The sequence below is a fragment of the Pseudothauera rhizosphaerae genome (assembly GCF_004801305.1).
Classification (GTDB): Bacteria; Pseudomonadota; Gammaproteobacteria; order Burkholderiales; family Rhodocyclaceae; genus Pseudothauera; species Pseudothauera rhizosphaerae.
In genome coordinates this window covers 31,433-47,154 of sequence record NZ_SSOD01000006.1, presented here as the reverse complement: position 1 = coordinate 47,154, position 15,722 = coordinate 31,433, and the positions used below count along the sequence as shown (strand labels likewise).

17 protein-coding genes are annotated in these 15,722 nt (G+C 68.2%); 7 read left to right on the top strand and 10 right to left on the bottom strand.

Features of this window, described 5'->3' with window-relative positions; genetic code table 11:
- Window positions 1–17: 17 nt before the first annotated feature.
- From ffh to gloA, 5 genes are read left to right on the top strand one after another with little or no spacing between them, the layout of a single operon-like run.
- Window positions 18–1,379 (top strand): signal recognition particle protein, encoded by a 1,362-nt coding sequence (gene ffh / locus E6O51_RS09030; protein ID WP_136384662.1) that lies wholly within the window; start codon window positions 18–20, stop codon window positions 1,377–1,379.
- 19 nt (window positions 1,380–1,398) lie between these two features.
- Window positions 1,399–2,178 (top strand): EI24 domain-containing protein, encoded by a 780-nt coding sequence (locus E6O51_RS09025; protein ID WP_136384661.1) that lies wholly within the window; start codon window positions 1,399–1,401, stop codon window positions 2,176–2,178.
- Window positions 2,178–2,927: a competence/damage-inducible protein A gene (locus E6O51_RS09020; protein WP_136384660.1), complete on the top strand. Its 750-nt coding sequence runs from the start codon at window positions 2,178–2,180 to the stop codon at window positions 2,925–2,927. Before E6O51_RS09025 ends, E6O51_RS09020 begins: the two co-directional genes overlap by 1 nt.
- Entirely contained in the window at window positions 2,909–3,706 is a 798-nt protein-coding gene (locus tag E6O51_RS09015; protein ID WP_408003405.1) for a M48 family metallopeptidase, read from the top strand. Before E6O51_RS09020 ends, E6O51_RS09015 begins: the two co-directional genes overlap by 19 nt.
- A gap of 5 nt (window positions 3,707–3,711) precedes the next feature.
- On the top strand, window positions 3,712–4,095 hold the full coding sequence (gene gloA, locus E6O51_RS09010; protein WP_136384659.1) for a lactoylglutathione lyase: 384 nt from the start codon (window positions 3,712–3,714) through the stop codon (window positions 4,093–4,095).
- A gap of 11 nt (window positions 4,096–4,106) precedes the next feature.
- Here the strand turns inward: gloA and E6O51_RS09005 are convergent, their stop codons facing one another.
- Window positions 4,107–5,144, bottom strand: a complete 1,038-nt coding sequence (locus tag E6O51_RS09005; protein ID WP_136384845.1) for an HD domain-containing phosphohydrolase — start codon at window positions 5,142–5,144, stop codon at window positions 4,107–4,109.
- Between the two features lie 137 nt (window positions 5,145–5,281).
- Here E6O51_RS09005 and tsaD point away from each other — a divergent pair, with 137 nt between their 5' ends.
- Window positions 5,282–6,304, top strand: a complete 1,023-nt coding sequence (tsaD, locus tag E6O51_RS09000; protein WP_136384658.1) for a tRNA (adenosine(37)-N6)-threonylcarbamoyltransferase complex transferase subunit TsaD — start codon at window positions 5,282–5,284, stop codon at window positions 6,302–6,304.
- A 13-nt stretch (window positions 6,305–6,317) separates the two neighbouring features.
- On the opposite strand, the gene plsY is transcribed toward tsaD, so the two are convergent.
- Window positions 6,318–6,920 (bottom strand): glycerol-3-phosphate 1-O-acyltransferase PlsY, encoded by a 603-nt coding sequence (plsY, locus tag E6O51_RS08995; RefSeq protein ID WP_136384657.1) that lies wholly within the window; start codon window positions 6,918–6,920, stop codon window positions 6,318–6,320.
- A gap of 97 nt (window positions 6,921–7,017) precedes the next feature.
- Between plsY and folB the strand changes: the two genes are divergently transcribed.
- Entirely contained in the window at window positions 7,018–7,395 is a 378-nt protein-coding gene (gene folB, locus E6O51_RS08990) for a dihydroneopterin aldolase (protein ID WP_136384656.1), read from the top strand.
- 77 nt (window positions 7,396–7,472) lie between these two features.
- Here the strand turns inward: folB and E6O51_RS08985 are convergent, their stop codons facing one another.
- The 8 genes from E6O51_RS08985 to E6O51_RS08950 all read right to left on the bottom strand — a co-directional run bounded on the left by E6O51_RS08985 (window position 7,473) and on the right by E6O51_RS08950 (window position 15,556).
- Entirely contained in the window at window positions 7,473–7,850 is a 378-nt protein-coding gene (locus tag E6O51_RS08985) for an H-NS histone family protein (RefSeq protein WP_136384655.1), read from the bottom strand.
- A 136-nt stretch (window positions 7,851–7,986) separates the two neighbouring features.
- Complete coding sequence (gene ybaK / locus E6O51_RS08980) at window positions 7,987–8,475, bottom strand: Cys-tRNA(Pro) deacylase (protein WP_136384654.1); 489 nt, start codon at window positions 8,473–8,475, stop codon at window positions 7,987–7,989.
- Window positions 8,476–8,564: 89 nt separating this feature from the next.
- Window positions 8,565–9,479: a site-specific tyrosine recombinase XerD gene (gene xerD / locus E6O51_RS08975; RefSeq protein WP_136384653.1), complete on the bottom strand. Its 915-nt coding sequence runs from the start codon at window positions 9,477–9,479 to the stop codon at window positions 8,565–8,567.
- Between the two features lie 22 nt (window positions 9,480–9,501).
- On the bottom strand, window positions 9,502–10,779 hold the full coding sequence (locus tag E6O51_RS08970) for a glutamate-5-semialdehyde dehydrogenase (RefSeq protein ID WP_136384652.1): 1,278 nt from the start codon (window positions 10,777–10,779) through the stop codon (window positions 9,502–9,504).
- A gap of 86 nt (window positions 10,780–10,865) precedes the next feature.
- On the bottom strand, window positions 10,866–11,873 hold the full coding sequence (gene holA, locus E6O51_RS08965) for a DNA polymerase III subunit delta (RefSeq protein WP_136384651.1): 1,008 nt from the start codon (window positions 11,871–11,873) through the stop codon (window positions 10,866–10,868).
- Window positions 11,870–12,376: an LPS-assembly lipoprotein LptE gene (locus E6O51_RS08960; protein WP_136384650.1), complete on the bottom strand. Its 507-nt coding sequence runs from the start codon at window positions 12,374–12,376 to the stop codon at window positions 11,870–11,872. Before E6O51_RS08960 ends, holA begins: the two co-directional genes overlap by 4 nt.
- Window positions 12,377–12,387: 11 nt before the next feature.
- Window positions 12,388–15,021: a leucine--tRNA ligase gene (gene leuS / locus E6O51_RS08955; protein ID WP_136384649.1), complete on the bottom strand. Its 2,634-nt coding sequence runs from the start codon at window positions 15,019–15,021 to the stop codon at window positions 12,388–12,390.
- 208 nt (window positions 15,022–15,229) lie between these two features.
- A complete protein-coding gene (locus E6O51_RS08950) occupies window positions 15,230–15,556 on the bottom strand; it encodes a hypothetical protein (protein ID WP_136384648.1) in 327 nt (108 codons plus the stop codon).
- Window positions 15,557–15,722 lie beyond the last annotated feature (166 nt).

The following is a 15,722-nucleotide window of genomic DNA, read 5'->3' as shown; positions in this document are numbered from 1 at the left end:
CAAATCCCCATACACCGATGCTCGACAATCTCACCCAACGCCTGTCCCAGGTCGTCAAGTCCCTGCGCGGCCAGGCCCGCCTTACCGAGGACAACATCCAGGACGCCCTGCGCGAAGTGCGCATGGCGCTGCTGGAGGCGGACGTCGCCCTGCCGGTGGTCAAGGACTTCATCGCGCGGGTGAAGGAGAAGGCGGTCGGGCAGGAAGTCGTCGGCTCGCTGTCGCCCGGGCAGGCCCTGGTCGGCGTGGTGCACGACGAACTGAAGGCGCTGATGGGCGGTACCCACACCGGGCTCGACCTCGCCACCCAGCCGCCGGCGGTGATCCTGATGGCCGGTCTGCAGGGCGCCGGCAAGACCACCACCACCGGCAAGCTCGGCAAACTGCTCCACGAGCGCATGAAGAAGAAGGTGCTGGCGGTGTCCACCGACGTCTATCGCCCGGCGGCCATCGAGCAGTTGAAGACCGTGGCCGGCCAGGCCGGCATCGCCTTCTTCCCGTCCAGCCCGGAGCAGAAGCCGGTGGACATCGCGCTGGCCGCCCTCGACCACGCCCGCCGCCACTACTTCGATGTGCTGCTGGTGGACACCGCCGGCCGGCTCGCCATCGACGAAGCCATGATGGCCGAGATCCGCGACCTGCACGCGGCGGTCAAGCCGGTGGAAACCCTGTTCGTGGTGGACGCCATGCTGGGCCAGGACGCGGTCAATACCGCCCGCGCCTTCAACGAGGCGCTGCCGCTCACCGGCGTGGTGCTCACCAAGCTCGACGGCGATGCGCGCGGCGGTGCGGCCCTCTCGGTGCGCCACGTCACCGGCAAGCCGCTCAAGTTCGCGGGTGTGGGCGAGAAGCTCTCCGGGCTGGAGGAGTTCCACCCCGAACGCATGGCCAGCCGCATCCTCGGCATGGGCGACATCCTCGGCCTGGTGGAGGAGGCGCGTCGCGGCGTGGACGAGGAGAAGGCGCGCGCCTTCGCGCACAAGCTCAAGACCGGCAAGGGCTTCGACCTCAACGACTTCAAGGAGCAGATCGGCCAGATGCGCAGCATGGGCGGCATCGGCGCCATGCTCGACAAGCTGCCGGCCCAGTTCGCCCAGGCCGCCGGCAAGCTGCAGGGCGGGACCGAGCAAAAATCCATCGGCCGTATCGAGGGCATCATCAATTCCATGACGCCCCAGGAGCGCACCAAGCCGGAGATACTCAAGGCCAGCCGCAAGCGCCGCATCGCCGCCGGCGCCGGGGTGAGCGTGCAGGAGGTCAACCGCCTGCTCAACCAGTTCGAGCAGACGCAGAAGATGATGAAGCAGTTCTCCAAGGGCGGCATGCAGAAGATGATGCGCAGCCTCAAGGGCGTGCTGCCCGGCGGCATGATGCGCTGACGCGGCCGCCCCTTACGCCATGCAGCCGATCTTCGTCTCGCTCGCCCGCGCCCTGCGCAGCCTGGGGCAGCGCGGCATCCTGTGGCAGTTGATCTGGCCCGGCCTGGCCGCCGCCGTGCTGTGGCTGGTGGTGGGGATTCTGAGCTGGGCCACCCTGGTGGAAAGCCTGGTCGCCTGGGTTGAGGGCCTCTCCTGGGTCGGCCCCTGGATCGGTGAATCCGAACTGGCCGGCGGCGTGCTGCTGGTGCTTGCCAAGGTCCTCGTGTTCCTGCTCTTCATCCCGCTGATCTACGTCACTGCGGCGGTGCTGGTGGGCGTGGTGGCGCTGCCCATCATTCTGGAGAGGGTCGCCTTGCGGGAATACGGTGAGCTCGAACGCCGCCGCGGCGGCTCCAATCTGGGCAGTGCGTGGAACTCGGTGCTCGCCGCCGTGCTGTTCATCGTCGGGCTGCTGGTGTCCCTGCCGTTCTGGCTGATTCCCGGCGTCGGCCTGGTGGCCTCGGTGGCGCTGACGGCTTGGCTCAACCAGAAAGCCTTCGGCTATGACGCGCTGATGCTGCATGCAGACACGATCGAGATGCAGACCCTGCGGCGCGACCTGCGCCCGCCCATGCTGCTGCTGGGCGGTCTGTGCGCGCTGCTCGCCTACGTGCCCTTCGTCAACATCGTGGCGCCGGCCTTCTGCGGCCTGGCCTTCGTCCATTACCTGCTCGAGGCCCTGCGGCGCGAGCGGACCGAACGCGGCGTGTCCATCCTCGACCCGCTGCCCATGCCGACCTCCACCAGCGGGAGCAAATGATGGCCTTCGGTGCCCTGATCATCGGTGACGAGATCCTCTCCGGCCGGCGCAGCGACAAACATCTGGCCCGGCTGATAGAACTGCTCGGCGCGCGGGGCTTGAGGCTCGCCTGGGCGCGCTACGCGGGTGACGACCGCGCGGCCCTGACCGAGACCCTGCGCCAGACCTTCGCCACCGGCGACGTGGTGTTCAGCTTCGGCGGCATCGGCGCCACGCCGGATGACCACACCCGCCAGTCGGCCGCCGCCGCGCTGGGTATCGAACTGGCCCTGCACCCGGAGGCGGAGGCCGAGATCCGCGCCCGCTTCGGCGCCGAGATCACGCCTGAGCGCCTGCAGATGGGCGTGTTCCCGGTGGGCAGCGCCATCATCCCCAACCCCTACAACCGCATTCCGGGCTTCGCCATCCGCGGGCACTGGTTCACACCCGGTTTTCCGCAGATGGCTTGGCCCATGGTCGAGTGGGTGCTGGACACCCACTACGCCCACCTGCACCACGCGGACGACTACGTGGAGCAGGCGATCACCGTGTGGGACGCCTACGAGGGCCAGTTGATCGACCTGATGCAGGCGATCACCGCCGATTTCCCCGACGCCGCCCTGTTCAGCCTGCCCACGCTGGCCGGCCCCGGCGAGCGGCGCAGCCTGGAACTGGGCATGAAGGGGCCCGCGGCGCGCGTGGCGGAGGCCATGGCGCGCATCGAGGCGGAACTCGACCGCCGCGGCCACCCGTGGGAGGCGCGCAACTGATAGGCCGTCTGCTGCGGCGGCGGACGGCGCCGCGCGAGGAAGCCTGCGAAACCGTCCTCGGCGGGCGGCGGGTGCGCTACACGCTGCGCCGCTCGGCGCGCCGGACTCTGGCCCTGCAAGTGGATGCGCGCGGCGTCAAGGTGGCGGTGCCCCTGCACTGTCCCGCGGCCGAGGTCGAGCGCTTCATCGCTACCCACACGCAGTGGCTCCTGGACAAGCTCGACGCGCTGGCCGCACGGCCGGCGGTTGTGCCGTTCAAGGCCGTCGACGGCGCTGAATTCCCCCTGCTGGGCCGGCCCTGCCGGCTGAACCTGGGTGGCAGCGGACGGGCGGTGCGCTGGCGCGTCGCGCCCGACGGCATCGACGAACTGCTGCTGCCGGTGGCCACGGTCGATACCGCTGCGGCGCTGGAGCGGGCGCTGCGCCGGCGCGCGCTGGCCTGGTACCCCGGTCGTGTCGCGGAATACTGCCATCGCCTGGGGGTGCCGGTGCCAACCGTGCGGCTGAGTTCGGCGCGCACGCGCTGGGGCAGTTGCAGCCGGCACAGCGGCATCCGCCTGCACTGGCGGCTCATCCATCTGGCGCCGGCGCTGGTGGATTACGTGGTCGCCCACGAGGTCGCCCACCTGGCGGAAATGAACCACTCGCCGCGCTTCTGGTCCGTGGTCGAGTCCCTGTACCCGGACTGGCGTGCCGCGCGCCGGCAGTTGCGCGAGGCCGCCGCGACGCTGCCGGTGATTGCCGCCGGCGACGAAACAGCCATTACCGAAGAGGACTGAACATCATGCGCATTCTCCATACCATGCTGCGGGTCGGCGACCTGGAGCGTTCCCTCGCCTTCTACGCCGAGGTGCTCGGCATGCGTCTGCTGCGTCGCCAGGACTACCCGGAAGGCCGCTTCACGCTGGCCTTCGTCGGCTACCAGGACGAGGCCGACGGCGCGGTGATCGAGCTGACCCACAACTGGGACACCGCGGCCTACGAGCTGGGCAACGCCTTCGGCCACATCGCGCTGGCGGTGCCGGATGCCTACAAGGCCTGTGACGAGATCCGCGCCCGCGGCGGCAAGGTGGTGCGCGAAGCCGGGCCGATGAAGCACGGCAGCACCGTGATCGCCTTCGTCGAGGACCCGGACGGCTACAAGATCGAGCTGATCCAACACACCTGAACGCCCGCGGATCAGTTCTCCGCACCGAACCGTTCGCGGATGGCCAGCACCTCGTCCCAGTTGGCGAGCAGCGCATCGACGCAGGCCGGCTCGAAATGGCCGCCGCGCCCTTCCTTCAGCCAGGCGACTGCCCGTTCGAGCGGCCACGCGGGCTTGTACGGGCGGGGCGAGGTCAGCGCATCGAACACGTCGGCCACGGCGACGATGCGCCCTTCGAGGGGGATGTCGGTGCCGGCGCGTCCGCGCGGATAGCCGCTGCCGTCGAATTTCTCGTGGTGCGACAGGGCGATGCTGGCGCCGAGCTGGATGATGGCCGAGCCCGAGCCCTTGAGGATGTCGTAGCCGATGACCGGGTGCCGGCGCATGATCGTCGTTTCCTCCGGGGTCAGGCGGCCGGCCTTGAGCAGGATGTAGTCCGGGATGCCGAGCTTGCCCACGTCGTGCATGGGCGCGGCCAGCAGAATGGCGTCCACGTAGTCGCGGTGCAGGCCCAGGTGGCGGGCGATCAGCGCCGAGTAGTGGCCCATGCGCAGGATGTGGGCGCCGGTTTCCGGGTCGCGGAACTCCGCGGCGCGCGCCAGCCGGGTGACCGTTTCGCGTTCGCGCGCCTGGATTTCGGCCGTGGCGCGGCGCACCTCGTCGGCCAGGACTTCGGCCCGCTGCCGGGTCGCCAGGTGCGCCTCGCGCAGCATCAGCATGTTGCGCACGCGCGGGTTGAACTCGTGGGCGTCGATGGGCTTGATCAGGAAGTCGTTGGCGCCGGCCTCCAGTGCGTCATAGCGGATCTTGCGCTCGTCGCTGGCGGTGACCATCAGGATGGGCACGTCGTCGCGTGCGTGCTCGGCGCGCACGCGGCGGATGAAGCTGAGGCCGTCCAGGCCCGGCATCATGTAATCGACGATGATCAGGTCCGGCTCGTTGGCCAGACACCAGGCCAGGGCCTGCTCCGGCAGGCTGAAGGGCAGCGGCGTCCACCCCGGATGATGGCCGACCAGCTTTTCCATCAGCACCAGGTTGAGGGGGGTGTCGTCGACGATGGCGATCTTCATCAGCACGGCCCATGCGTTGCCTCGTCGTGCATTGTAGGTACTTTGCATTCCGCCCGGGGCCAACTGCGACACGGCGGGCTGCCGGCACGCCTGCGGCGCTGCAGTAGAATGCCGCCTCCGACGAACGGACTGGGAACATGAAGGTACTGGGCATCGAGTCTTCCTGCGACGAAACCGGCGTCGCGCTCTACGACACGGAGCGCGGCCTGCTGGGCCATCGCGTGCATTCGCAGATCGACCTGCACGCGGCCTACGGCGGCGTGGTGCCGGAACTCGCCTCGCGCGACCACATCCGCCGCCTGCCGCTGCTGGTGCGCGAGACGCTGGCCGATGCGGGCTGCGCGCTCGGGGAACTCGATGCGCTCGCCTACACGGCCGGGCCCGGACTGGCCGGCGCGCTGCTGGTCGGCGCCGGCATGGCCGAGGCGCTCGCCATGGCGCTGGGCGTGCCGGCCCTGCCGGTGCATCACCTGGAAGGCCATCTGCTGTCGCCGCTGCTGGCGGCCGATCCGCCCGCGTTTCCCTTCGTCGCGCTGCTGGTGTCGGGCGGTCATACCCAGTTGATGCGGGTGAGCGGCGTGGGCGAGTACGAATTGCTCGGCGAATCCCTCGACGACGCCGCCGGCGAAGCTTTCGACAAGACCGCCAAGCTGCTCGGCCTGGGCTACCCGGGCGGGCCGCAACTCGCCCGCCTCGCCGAACAGGGCACCACAGGGCGCTTCCGCCTGCCGCGTCCGATGCTCAACTCGGGGGATCTGGACTTCAGCTTCAGCGGCCTCAAGACCGCAGTGCTCAACGTGGTGTCCGCGCCCGGCTGGCACGCCGTGGATGCGGTCGATCTGGCCGCCGATTTCCAGCAGGCGGTGGTCGAGGTGCTGGTCAGGAAGGCGCTCGCGGCCCTGCGCCGCACCGGTCTGCGGCATCTGGTGGTGGCCGGCGGGGTGGGGGCCAACCGGCAGTTGCGCGCGCAACTGGACGAGGCGGCGCGGCGGCGTGGCTGGCGGGTGTACTACCCGGAGCCCGAGCTATGTACCGACAACGGCGCCATGATCGCTTTTGCCGGCGCGTTGCGGCTGGCGGCCGGGGAGCGGGTTGCGGGCGACGGCGAGATCCGCATCCGCCCGCGCTGGCCGCTCACGGAACTGGTCAAGCCGGTCTGAGCGTGGCGCGGGCTCAGCCCGCTTTGCCGGATTTATCGCCGATGCGCCCCTCGGTACCGGCGATCAGGCGGCGGATGTTCGCTGCGTGGCGCCAGATCAGCGTGGCGGCCATCACCAGCAGGGTGGCGACGATGGCCGGTGTGCCCAGCAACAGGTAGCCGGCCAGCGGGGCGGCGAGCGCGGCGGCGAGCGCGGCGGCCGACGAATAGCGGCTCAGCACCGCCGTGGCCAGCCACACGCCGAGGCAGACGAGCGCCAGCCACGGGTGGATGCCCAGCAGTACGCCGAGGGCGGTGGCCACGCCCTTGCCGCCGTTGAAGCGCAGGAAGAGCGAGAATACGTGGCCGAAGAAGGCCGCCAGCCCGGCAAGGGCCGCCTCGGTGCCGGAGAACCCCAGCGCTCCCGCCAGCCACACGGCGGCGCTGCCCTTCAGGCAGTCGCCGACCAGCGTCAGCAGCGCCGCGGCCTTGTTGCCGCTGCGCAGCACATTGGTGGCGCCGGGATTGCCCGAGCCATACTTGCGCGGATCGGCAAGGCCGAACAGGCGGCTGGAAATGATGGCGAAGGGCACGGAGCCGAGCAGGTAGGCAGCGGCGAGCAGCAGGAATAGATCCATCGGAAGTACGGGATTCGGGAAAACGGGAAGGGCCGGTGCAGCGGGCCGATCAGGATACAATCGACCGCGGATTGCGGGATTCTAACGGGTTGGCGTCATGGATTTCATATTTATCGAAGAATTGCGCGTACGGGCCTGGATCGGCATCTATGCGCGCGAAAAGGCGGCACCACAAATGGTGGAGCTGAACCTGACCTTCGGTGTTCCGGATGCCGCGGCCGAGCACGACGACATTGCGGACACGATCAATTATGCCGAAGTGATCGAGCGTATCCGCAGCGAGCTGGCCGAGCGCCATTTCAACCTCATCGAAACCCTGGGCGAATTCGTCGTGAAGCTGCTGTTCGATGAATTCCGCGCGCCGTGGGTAAAGATCCGTATCGCGAAGATGGGAGTGATGAAAGACGTCCGCCGCGTGGGCGTGTTCATCCAGCGTGGCCGCGAAGGGCATTCCCTGCCGGATACGGCCGGCTGAGCCGCGCGCTTCATACGCCGGGAATGCGAAGAGGGCGGTGATGATTCACCGCCCTCTTCATCCTTGTGTGCCAGCGCTCAGGCGGCTTGGATGAGCAGCGCTTCGAGCGCCTTGCCTTCGGCCAGCCAGCGTTCCACCCACAGCGGCTTGCGGCCGCGACCGCTCCAGGTCAGCGCGGCATCTTCCGGATGACGGTATTTCGCCGGTACGCGCGCAACGGGTTTCTTTGCTGCGCCTTTCGCGGCGCGGCGGGTCTTCGGCGCCGCGGGCTTGGCCTTCTTCTCGGCCGTGCCGGATTGAAGAACGTCGGACAGCGACAGGCCTTCTTCGGCCGCCAGCTTCTGGATTTTCTTGAGCAGATCACGGCGGGCCGTATCGCTGCGGCGGCGGATTTCGGTTTCAACCTTGCCTTGCAGGCGGCGCAGTTCTGTCAGCGACAGTGTGGAAAGCTCCATGGTTACTCCTCTATTCGATTCGGGTTGTATTTGGAATCACCGCCACGGAATGAATGCCGAAGTATGCATTCGCGTGATGCCGCACATTCTGCCAGCAATCAATCCCGATAACAAAGCCTTCTTATTGAAAAAAAGATTATTGCCCGACCTGTACCATCTGCGGCTGCAGCACGCGCAGGATGTCGTGCGGGTGCACACCGACCAGAAAACCCCGTCGGCCGCCGTTTATATAGACCAGCGGCAGATCGAGTATCGTCTTTTCCATGAATACCGGCATCTTCCTCTTGGTGCCGAAGGGCGAGGTGCCGCCGATCAGGAAACCGGTGTGGCGATTGGCCACCTCCGGCTTGCACGGTTCGATGTGCTTGCGTCCTGCCTGGCGCGCCAGTTCCTTGGTCGATACCTTCATGTCGCCGTGCATCAGCACGATCAGGGGGCTGGCCTTTTCATCCTCCATGACTAGGGTTTTCACCACGGCATGTTCGGGCACGTTCAATTCCCGTGCCGATACGCGCGTGCCGCCGTGTTCCTCGTACGCATAAGGGTGATTGGAAAAGGCGACGCCGTGCTGGCGCAGAAAGCGGGTGGCGGGTGTTTCCGGCGCATGCGGATCGTTCTTGCTCATGATTGTTTCCTTGATTACGGTCCGGGTACACGCTGCCGGGCCGATGAATCTGCGACAGCGAATATCGCCGCTGGTTTTCCACTACGCGATTATCCGCGCGGGTGGTGGCGGGCGTGCAGGGCCTTGAGGCGTTCGCGTGCGACGTGGGTATAGACCTGGGTGGTGGAAATGTCCGCGTGGCCGAGCAGCATCTGCACCACGCGCAGGTCGGCGCCGTGATTGAGCAGGTGGGTGGCGAAGGCGTGGCGCAGCGTGTGCGGCGAGATGCGTTCCGGAGCGATGCCCGCCGTCAGCGCATGGCGCTTGACGATGCGCCAGAACATCTGCCGGCTCAGACCGCCGCCGAAACGGTTCACGAACAGGTGGTCGCTGGTTTTTCCGGCGAGCAGTATCGGGCGTGCTTCCCGCGTGTAGCGGGCGATCCAGTCCACGGCGACCTCGCCCAGGGGCACCAGGCGTTCCTTGCTGCCCTTGCCCATGACCCTGACCACGCCTTCGGCCAGCCCCACCGAGAAACCGTGCAGGCCGACCAGTTCGGACACACGCAACCCAGTGGCGTAGAGCACTTCCAGCATGCAGCGGTCGCGCAGGCCCTGGGGCGTGTCCAGGTCGGGGGCATCGAGCAGGGATTCCACCTGGGCCTCGGACAGGGTCTTGGGGAAACGCTGTCCGGGCAGGGGTGAGTCGAGCAGGGTGGTGGGGTCGTCGCTGCGCTGGCCGCTGGCCAGCAGGTGCCGGTAGTAGCGCCGCCAGGCCGACAGCAGGCGGCGCTGGCTGGCCGGCTTGGAGCGGTTGTAGAAATCGGCCAGATAGGCCGACAGCTCGGCGTGGGTGGCCGTGGGCAAACGGCTGCCCCGTTCGGCCAGCCAGACGGCGAACAGCGCCAGGTCGCTGCGGTAGCCGGCCAGGGTGTTGCGCGCCAAGCCGTGCTCCAGCCACATGGCGTCGCAAAAGGCGTCCAGTTCGGCCCGTTCGGCGGCCGGCAGGGCGGCGTCGGCGCTCATGGCCGGGCGGTGGGAGCCGCGTCTAGCGGCGCACCTCGCCGTTGCCGAAGACGATCCATTTCTGGCTGGTCAGCCCTTCCAGGCCCACCGGGCCGCGGGCGTGGATCTTGTCCGTGGAGATGCCGATCTCCGCACCCAGGCCGTATTCGAAGCCGTCGGCGAAACGGGTGGAAGCGTTGACCATCACCGAGGCGGAATCCACCTCGCGCAGGAAGCGCATGGCGCTGGTGTAGTTCTCGGTGACGATGGCTTCGGTGTGGCCGGAGCTGTAGGTGTTGATGTGGGCGATGGCCTCATCCAGGCCGTCCACCAGCTTCACCGCGATGATGGGCGCCAGGTATTCCTCGCGCCAGTCGGCCTCGGTGGCTTCCCGCAGGCGATCGGCAGGGATGCCGGCCTCCCGCAGCAGGGCGAGGGACTCGGCGCAGCAGCGCATCTCCACGCCCTTGCCCGCCAGTACGCGGCCGATCTCGGGCAGGAAGAGGTCGGCCACGGTGCGGGATACCAACAGGGATTCGGCGGTGTTGCAAGTGCCGTAGCGCTGGGTCTTGGCGTTCTCGACGATGGGCACGACCTTGGCGGGGTCGGCCTCGTCGTCGATATAGACGTGGCAATTACCGTCCAGATGCTTGATCACCGGCACCCGGGCGTCCCGCGAGATGCGCTCGATCAGCCCCTTGCCGCCGCGGGGCACGATGACGTCCACGAACTCGGGCATGGCGATCAGTTCACCGACGGCGGCGCGGTCGGTGGTGTCCACCACCTGCACCGCGTATTCGGGCAGGCCGGCGGCGGCGAGCCCCGCGCGCACGCAGGCGGCGATGGCCTGGTTGCTGTGCAGGGCCTCCTTGCCGCCGCGCAGGATGGCGGCGTTGCCCGCCTTCAGGCACAGGGCCGCGGCGTCCGCGGTGACGTTGGGGCGGGCCTCGTAGATGATGCCGATGACGCCCAGCGGCACGCGCATCTTGCCCACCTGGATGCCGGACGGGCGGCGCTTGACGTCGGTGATCTCGCCCACCGGATCGGGCAGGGCGGCGACCTGTTCGAGGCCGGCGGCCATGGCCTCGATGCCCTTCTCGCCCAGGGTCAGGCGGTCGATCAGCGCGGCCTCCAGGCCGGCGGCGCGGGCTTCCTCCAGGTCGCGGGCGTTGGCGGCCAGCAGGGCCTCGCGGCGGGCGCGAATCTCCACGGCCATGGCCTGCAGGGCGGCGTTCTTGGCTTCCGTGGAAGCGGCGGCCACGGTGCGGGAGGCGGCGCGGGCCTGGCGGCCCAGGGTGTGCATGTAGTGCTGGATGTCCATCGTCGGAATCGTGGGAACGCGTGTGGCCGAGGCAAAGGAGGATTAGAGCATCGAACGCCGCGTTTGTGGGCGTTGGCGTGCGGACCTCAGCGCCGCGCGAGGCGCAGGGCGAGTTGCAGGAATTCGTCCCACACGTCGCCGGCGACCAGCCCCTTGATCATGCGGTCGATGCGCGCCGCGTGCAGCAGCGCGGCCCGCAGGGCGCCGCCGGTGAGGCGCGGCAGGGCGCGGGTCACGGCCTGCCTGCGGCGCTCGTCGAACACGCGCTCGGCCTTCAGCAGCATGGGCAGCGGCTGGCCGGCGTCCTGGCCGGCCTTGAGGGTGGCCAGGGTGCGGATTTCATTGGCCAGCGCCCACAGTACCAGCGGCGGCGCGGCGCCTTCGCCAGCGAGGCCTTCGAGCAGGCGCACGCAGCGCGCCGGGTCGCCTTCCAGCACGGCCTGGCGCAGCTTGTCGATGTCGTAGCGGGCCACGTTGAGCACCGCGTCCTGCACCTCGCCCAGCGTCAGCCGGCCTTCGCCGTGCAGCAGGCCGAGCTTGCGGATTTCCTGGTGGGCGGCGAGGAGATTGCCCTCCACGTGGTCGGCGATGAACTGCAGCGCCTCGCGTTCGGCCGTCTGGCCCTGGGCGGCGAGCCGGCCGGCGATCCACTCGGGCAGGCGTTCGCGTTCCGGGGCGTTGAGTTCCAGCACGTTGCCGGTTTGGGCGAGCGCGGTGAACCACGCGCTCTTGCGTGTCTGCCAGTCGAGTTCGGGCAAGGTGATCAGGGTCAGCGTGCCTTCGGGGAGCGCCCGGGCGTGGCGCTGCAGGGCGTCGCCACCGTCGCGCCCGGGCTTGCCGGTGGGGATGCGCAGGTCGATGAGCTTGTTGCCGCCGAAGAGCGACATGTTGCCGGCCGCCAGCGTCAGGGCGTCCCAGCGGAAACCCTGGCCGACCACCAGGGTTTCACGTTCCTCGTAACCCTGCTTGCGGGCGGCGGCGCGGATGGCGTCGGCGGCTTCGAGGACCAGCAGCGGCTCGTTGCCGTGCAGCAGCCACAGCGGCGCGAGCGGGCGCTCCAACTGGGCGGCGAACTGGTCCGGGCGCAGGTTCACTGGCGCACGGCGGCCAGCCGGCGCATGAGCTGGCGCACGAGTTCTTCCTGCATGTCGCGCTGCAGCAGCTCTTCTTCCTGTTCCTTGGCGAGAATGCGCTCGTCCTGGAAAGTGTAGTCCCGCTGCGCCGTGAGCATGGTGGGCGGGATCAGCGCATTGCCCTGATTGTCGAGCAACTGGAAGCCCAGTTCGCGCGTGAGCTGGTATTCGCGCACCTTGCCGGCGCCGGTCAGGCTGAGAATCTCGCGCAGGGAAGCGTTGCGCAGGATCTGCAGGCGTGCCTCGGCCTGGGCCGGATCGGCGACCACTTCGGTGGCACCGGAGGCGCGGATGCGGCGCGCCAACAGGGCGCCCAGTTCGTTGTTCTCGCTGATGCCCAGATGGATGGTGGAGAAGGCCAGCGGTTGCGGGCCGCGCAGGCGGAAGCCGCAGCCGGTGGCGAGCCCGCCGGCGAGCAGCACGCTGGCGGCGGCGAGAAGGCGGCGGCGGGAGAGGGATGTCATCGTTCGGGTCCTCACACCACGATATTGACCAGACGGCCGGGCACGACGACCACCTTCTTCGGCGGCTTGCCTTCCATGAACTTCTGCGCGGCCTCGGAGGCCAGCGCGGCGGTTTCGATGGCGGCTTTGCCCGCATCCGCGGCCACCTTGATGCTGCCGCGCAGTTTGCCGTTGACCTGCACCACCAGTTCGATCTCATCCTGGGCGAGGGCAGCCTCCAGCGGCTCCGGCCAGGCGGCGGCGAGGATGTCGGTGCCGAAGCCGCAGTCCTGCCACAACACGTGGCAGATGTGCGGGGTGATCGGCGACAGCAGGCGCAGCAGGATGGCGAAGCCTTCCTCGGCCACCTCGGCGTGGGCGGCTCGCATTTCCGTGCCATCTTCCCGCGGGGCCTTCTCCAGCGCGTTGAGGATCTTCATCGCCGCGGAGACCACGGTGTTGAACTGGTGCTTGCCGAAGTCGTAGTTGGCCTGCTTCAGATGGGTGTGGATTTCGCGCCGCACGTCGGCAAGCAGAGCTGGCAGCTTGCCGGCGGTGAGCCGGCGGGCGGCGGGCAGCACCGGGCGGATGTCGCTGGCGAAGGCGTGGCCGAATTGCCACACCCGGCGCAGGAAGCGCGCGGCGCCCTCGACGCCGGAGTCCGACCATTCGAGCTGCTGGTCGGGCGGGGCGGCGAAGATGATGAACAGGCGCGCGGTGTCCGCGCCGTACTGGTCCACCAGGGCCTGCGGGTCCACGCCGTTGTTCTTGGACTTGGACATCTTCTCGGTGCCGCCGATGACCACCGGTTGGCCGTCGGCGGCAAGCTTCGCGGCCACGACGCGGCCCTTGTCGTCGCGTTCCACCTGGACCTCGGCCGGGTTGATCCACAGCTTCTTGCCGCCGGTCTGGTCGCGGTAATAGGTCTCGGCCACCACCATGCCCTGGGTGAGCAGGTTGGTGAAGGGCTCGGACACGTTCACCAGCCCTTCGTCGCGCATGGCGCGGGTGAAGAAGCGCGAGTACAGCAGGTGCAGGATGGCGTGCTCGATGCCGCCGATGTACTGGTCCACCGGCGCCCAGTAATTCACTCGCGCATCGACCATCGCCGTGGCGTTGTCGGCGCAGGCGTAGCGCAGGAAGTACCAGGACGACTCGACGAAGGTGTCCATGGTGTCGGTTTCGCGCCGCGCCGGCTTGCCGCATTTCGGGCAGGTGCAGCGGTAGAACCCGGGCATCTTCGCCAGCGGCGAGCCGCGCCCGGTGATCTCCACGTTCTCGGGCAGCACCACCGGCAGTTGCTCGTCCGGCACCGGCACGTCGCCGCAGTCCTCGCAGTGGATCATGGGGATGGGGCAGCCCCAGTAGCGCTGGCGCGAGATGCCCCAGTCGCGCAGGCGGTACTGGGTGCGCTTGGCGCCCAGGTTTTTCGCGGCGAGGTCGGTGGCGATGGCATCCACCGCGTCCTGGAAGTGCAGGCCGTCGTACTTGCCGGAGTTCACCAGCTTGCCGTGCTCGGCATAGGCGTCGGTCCACGGGGCGGCGACGTTGTCGTAGGCGTCGTGGGTGGAGCGCACCACCATCCTGATCGGCAGCCCGTACTTGGCGGCGAAGGCGAAATCGCGCTCGTCGTGGGCGGGTACCGCCATCACCGCGCCCTCGCCGTAACCCATCAGCACGTAGTTGGCGACCCACACCGGCAGGTATTCGCCGGTGAGGGGATGGACCACGCGCAGGCCGGTGGGCATGCCCTTCTTTTCCATCGTGGCGAGGTCGGCCTCGGCCACGCCGCCGTGCTTGCATTCGTCGATGAAAGCGGCGAGTTCCGCGTTGCCGGCCGCGGCCCGGGTGGCGAGCGGGTGTTCGGCGGCCACGGCCACGTAGGTTGCGCCCATCAGCGTGTCGGCGCGGGTGGTGAACACCTTGAGCACGCCGGAGGCGCCGATGGTGGACAGGTCGTAGGGGAAGTGCACTTCCACGCCTTCGGAGCGGCCAATCCAGTTCTTCTGCATCAGCTTGACCTGCTCCGGCCAGCCGGGCAGATCGTCCAGCGCCGCCAGCAGTTCGTCGGCGTAGGCGGTGATCTTCATGTAGTACATGGGGATTTCGCGCTTTTCCACCAGCGCGCCGGAGCGCCAGCCGCGGCCGTCGATGACCTGCTCGTTGGCGAGCACGGTCTCGTCCACCGGGTCCCAGTTCACCGTGCCCAGCTTCTTGTAGATCAGGCCCTTTTCGTACAGGCGGGTGAACAGCCACTGCTCCCAGCGGTAATACTCGGGCGTGCAGGTGGCGACTTCCCGCGACCAGTCGATGGCGAAGCCGAGTCGCTTCAACTGGCCCTTCATGTACTCGATGTTGGCGTAGGTCCACTTGGCCGGCGGCACATTGTTCTGGATCGCGGCGTTCTCCGCCGGCATGCCGAAGGCGTCCCAGCCCATCGGCTGCAGCACGTTGCAGCCCTTCATGCGGTGGAAGCGTGCCAGTACGTCGCCGATGGTGTAGTTGCGCACGTGGCCCATGTGCAGCTTGCCCGACGGGTAGGGGAACATGGACAGGCAGTAGTACTTGGGACGGCCGGCGTCTTCGGCGACGCGGAAGGCCTGGGTGTTTTCCCAGTGCTGCTGGGCGGCGGTTTCGACCGTGGCGGGCTGGTATCTGTCCTGCATGAGGGCTCTGTTGTTCGGCGCGAATAGAACGCGCAAGTATAGCGCGAAGGCGGTGCCCCACGTAGCGCCACACCGCCGCGCCAGGCCAGGGGTGCGCCGGTCGGGGGCACAAAAAAAACGGCACCCGGATTGCGCCGGATGCCGAACTCCTATTGAAGGAGAGGAGGGAGACGGTGGCCGGGCCAGCGGGCCCGGCGCTGCGGGGCCGTCAGGCGGCCCGGCGGAAAATGTCGAGATTGCGTTGCCAACTGGCCGCGAAGGCGCAAAGCACGTCTTCCATGGCGGTCAGCGGCAGGCGCAGCATGCGGTTCTGGCTGCGCACCAGCGGCGTGACGCGCGGCGCACAGAGGGTGTCCTGTTCCTCTTCCAGCAGACGCTGGAAATTGGCCATGGCCGCGCCCCAGTATTCGGAATTGCCGACCCAGCCGGTTTCGGCAGTGGCCTTGCGCACGGCCTTGCGCCACAGCACGGCGGCACGCTCTTCGGAAACGCCCGCCTTGCGGGCATACCACGGAAGTAGTTTGGGCGTCTTCATAGATTCATTCTCCTATCGGCCTTGTGCGGCCTCTTGCGCCTGCCGGGCCTTGTGGGCCATGGGTGGGCGCGATCTGTCAGGGGTGTGCACTGCAACGAAAATTTATGTAGCTGATTTTAGGTTTAATTACCGGTTTACAAGTATTCCGTTCGTCACAGATTGTTGC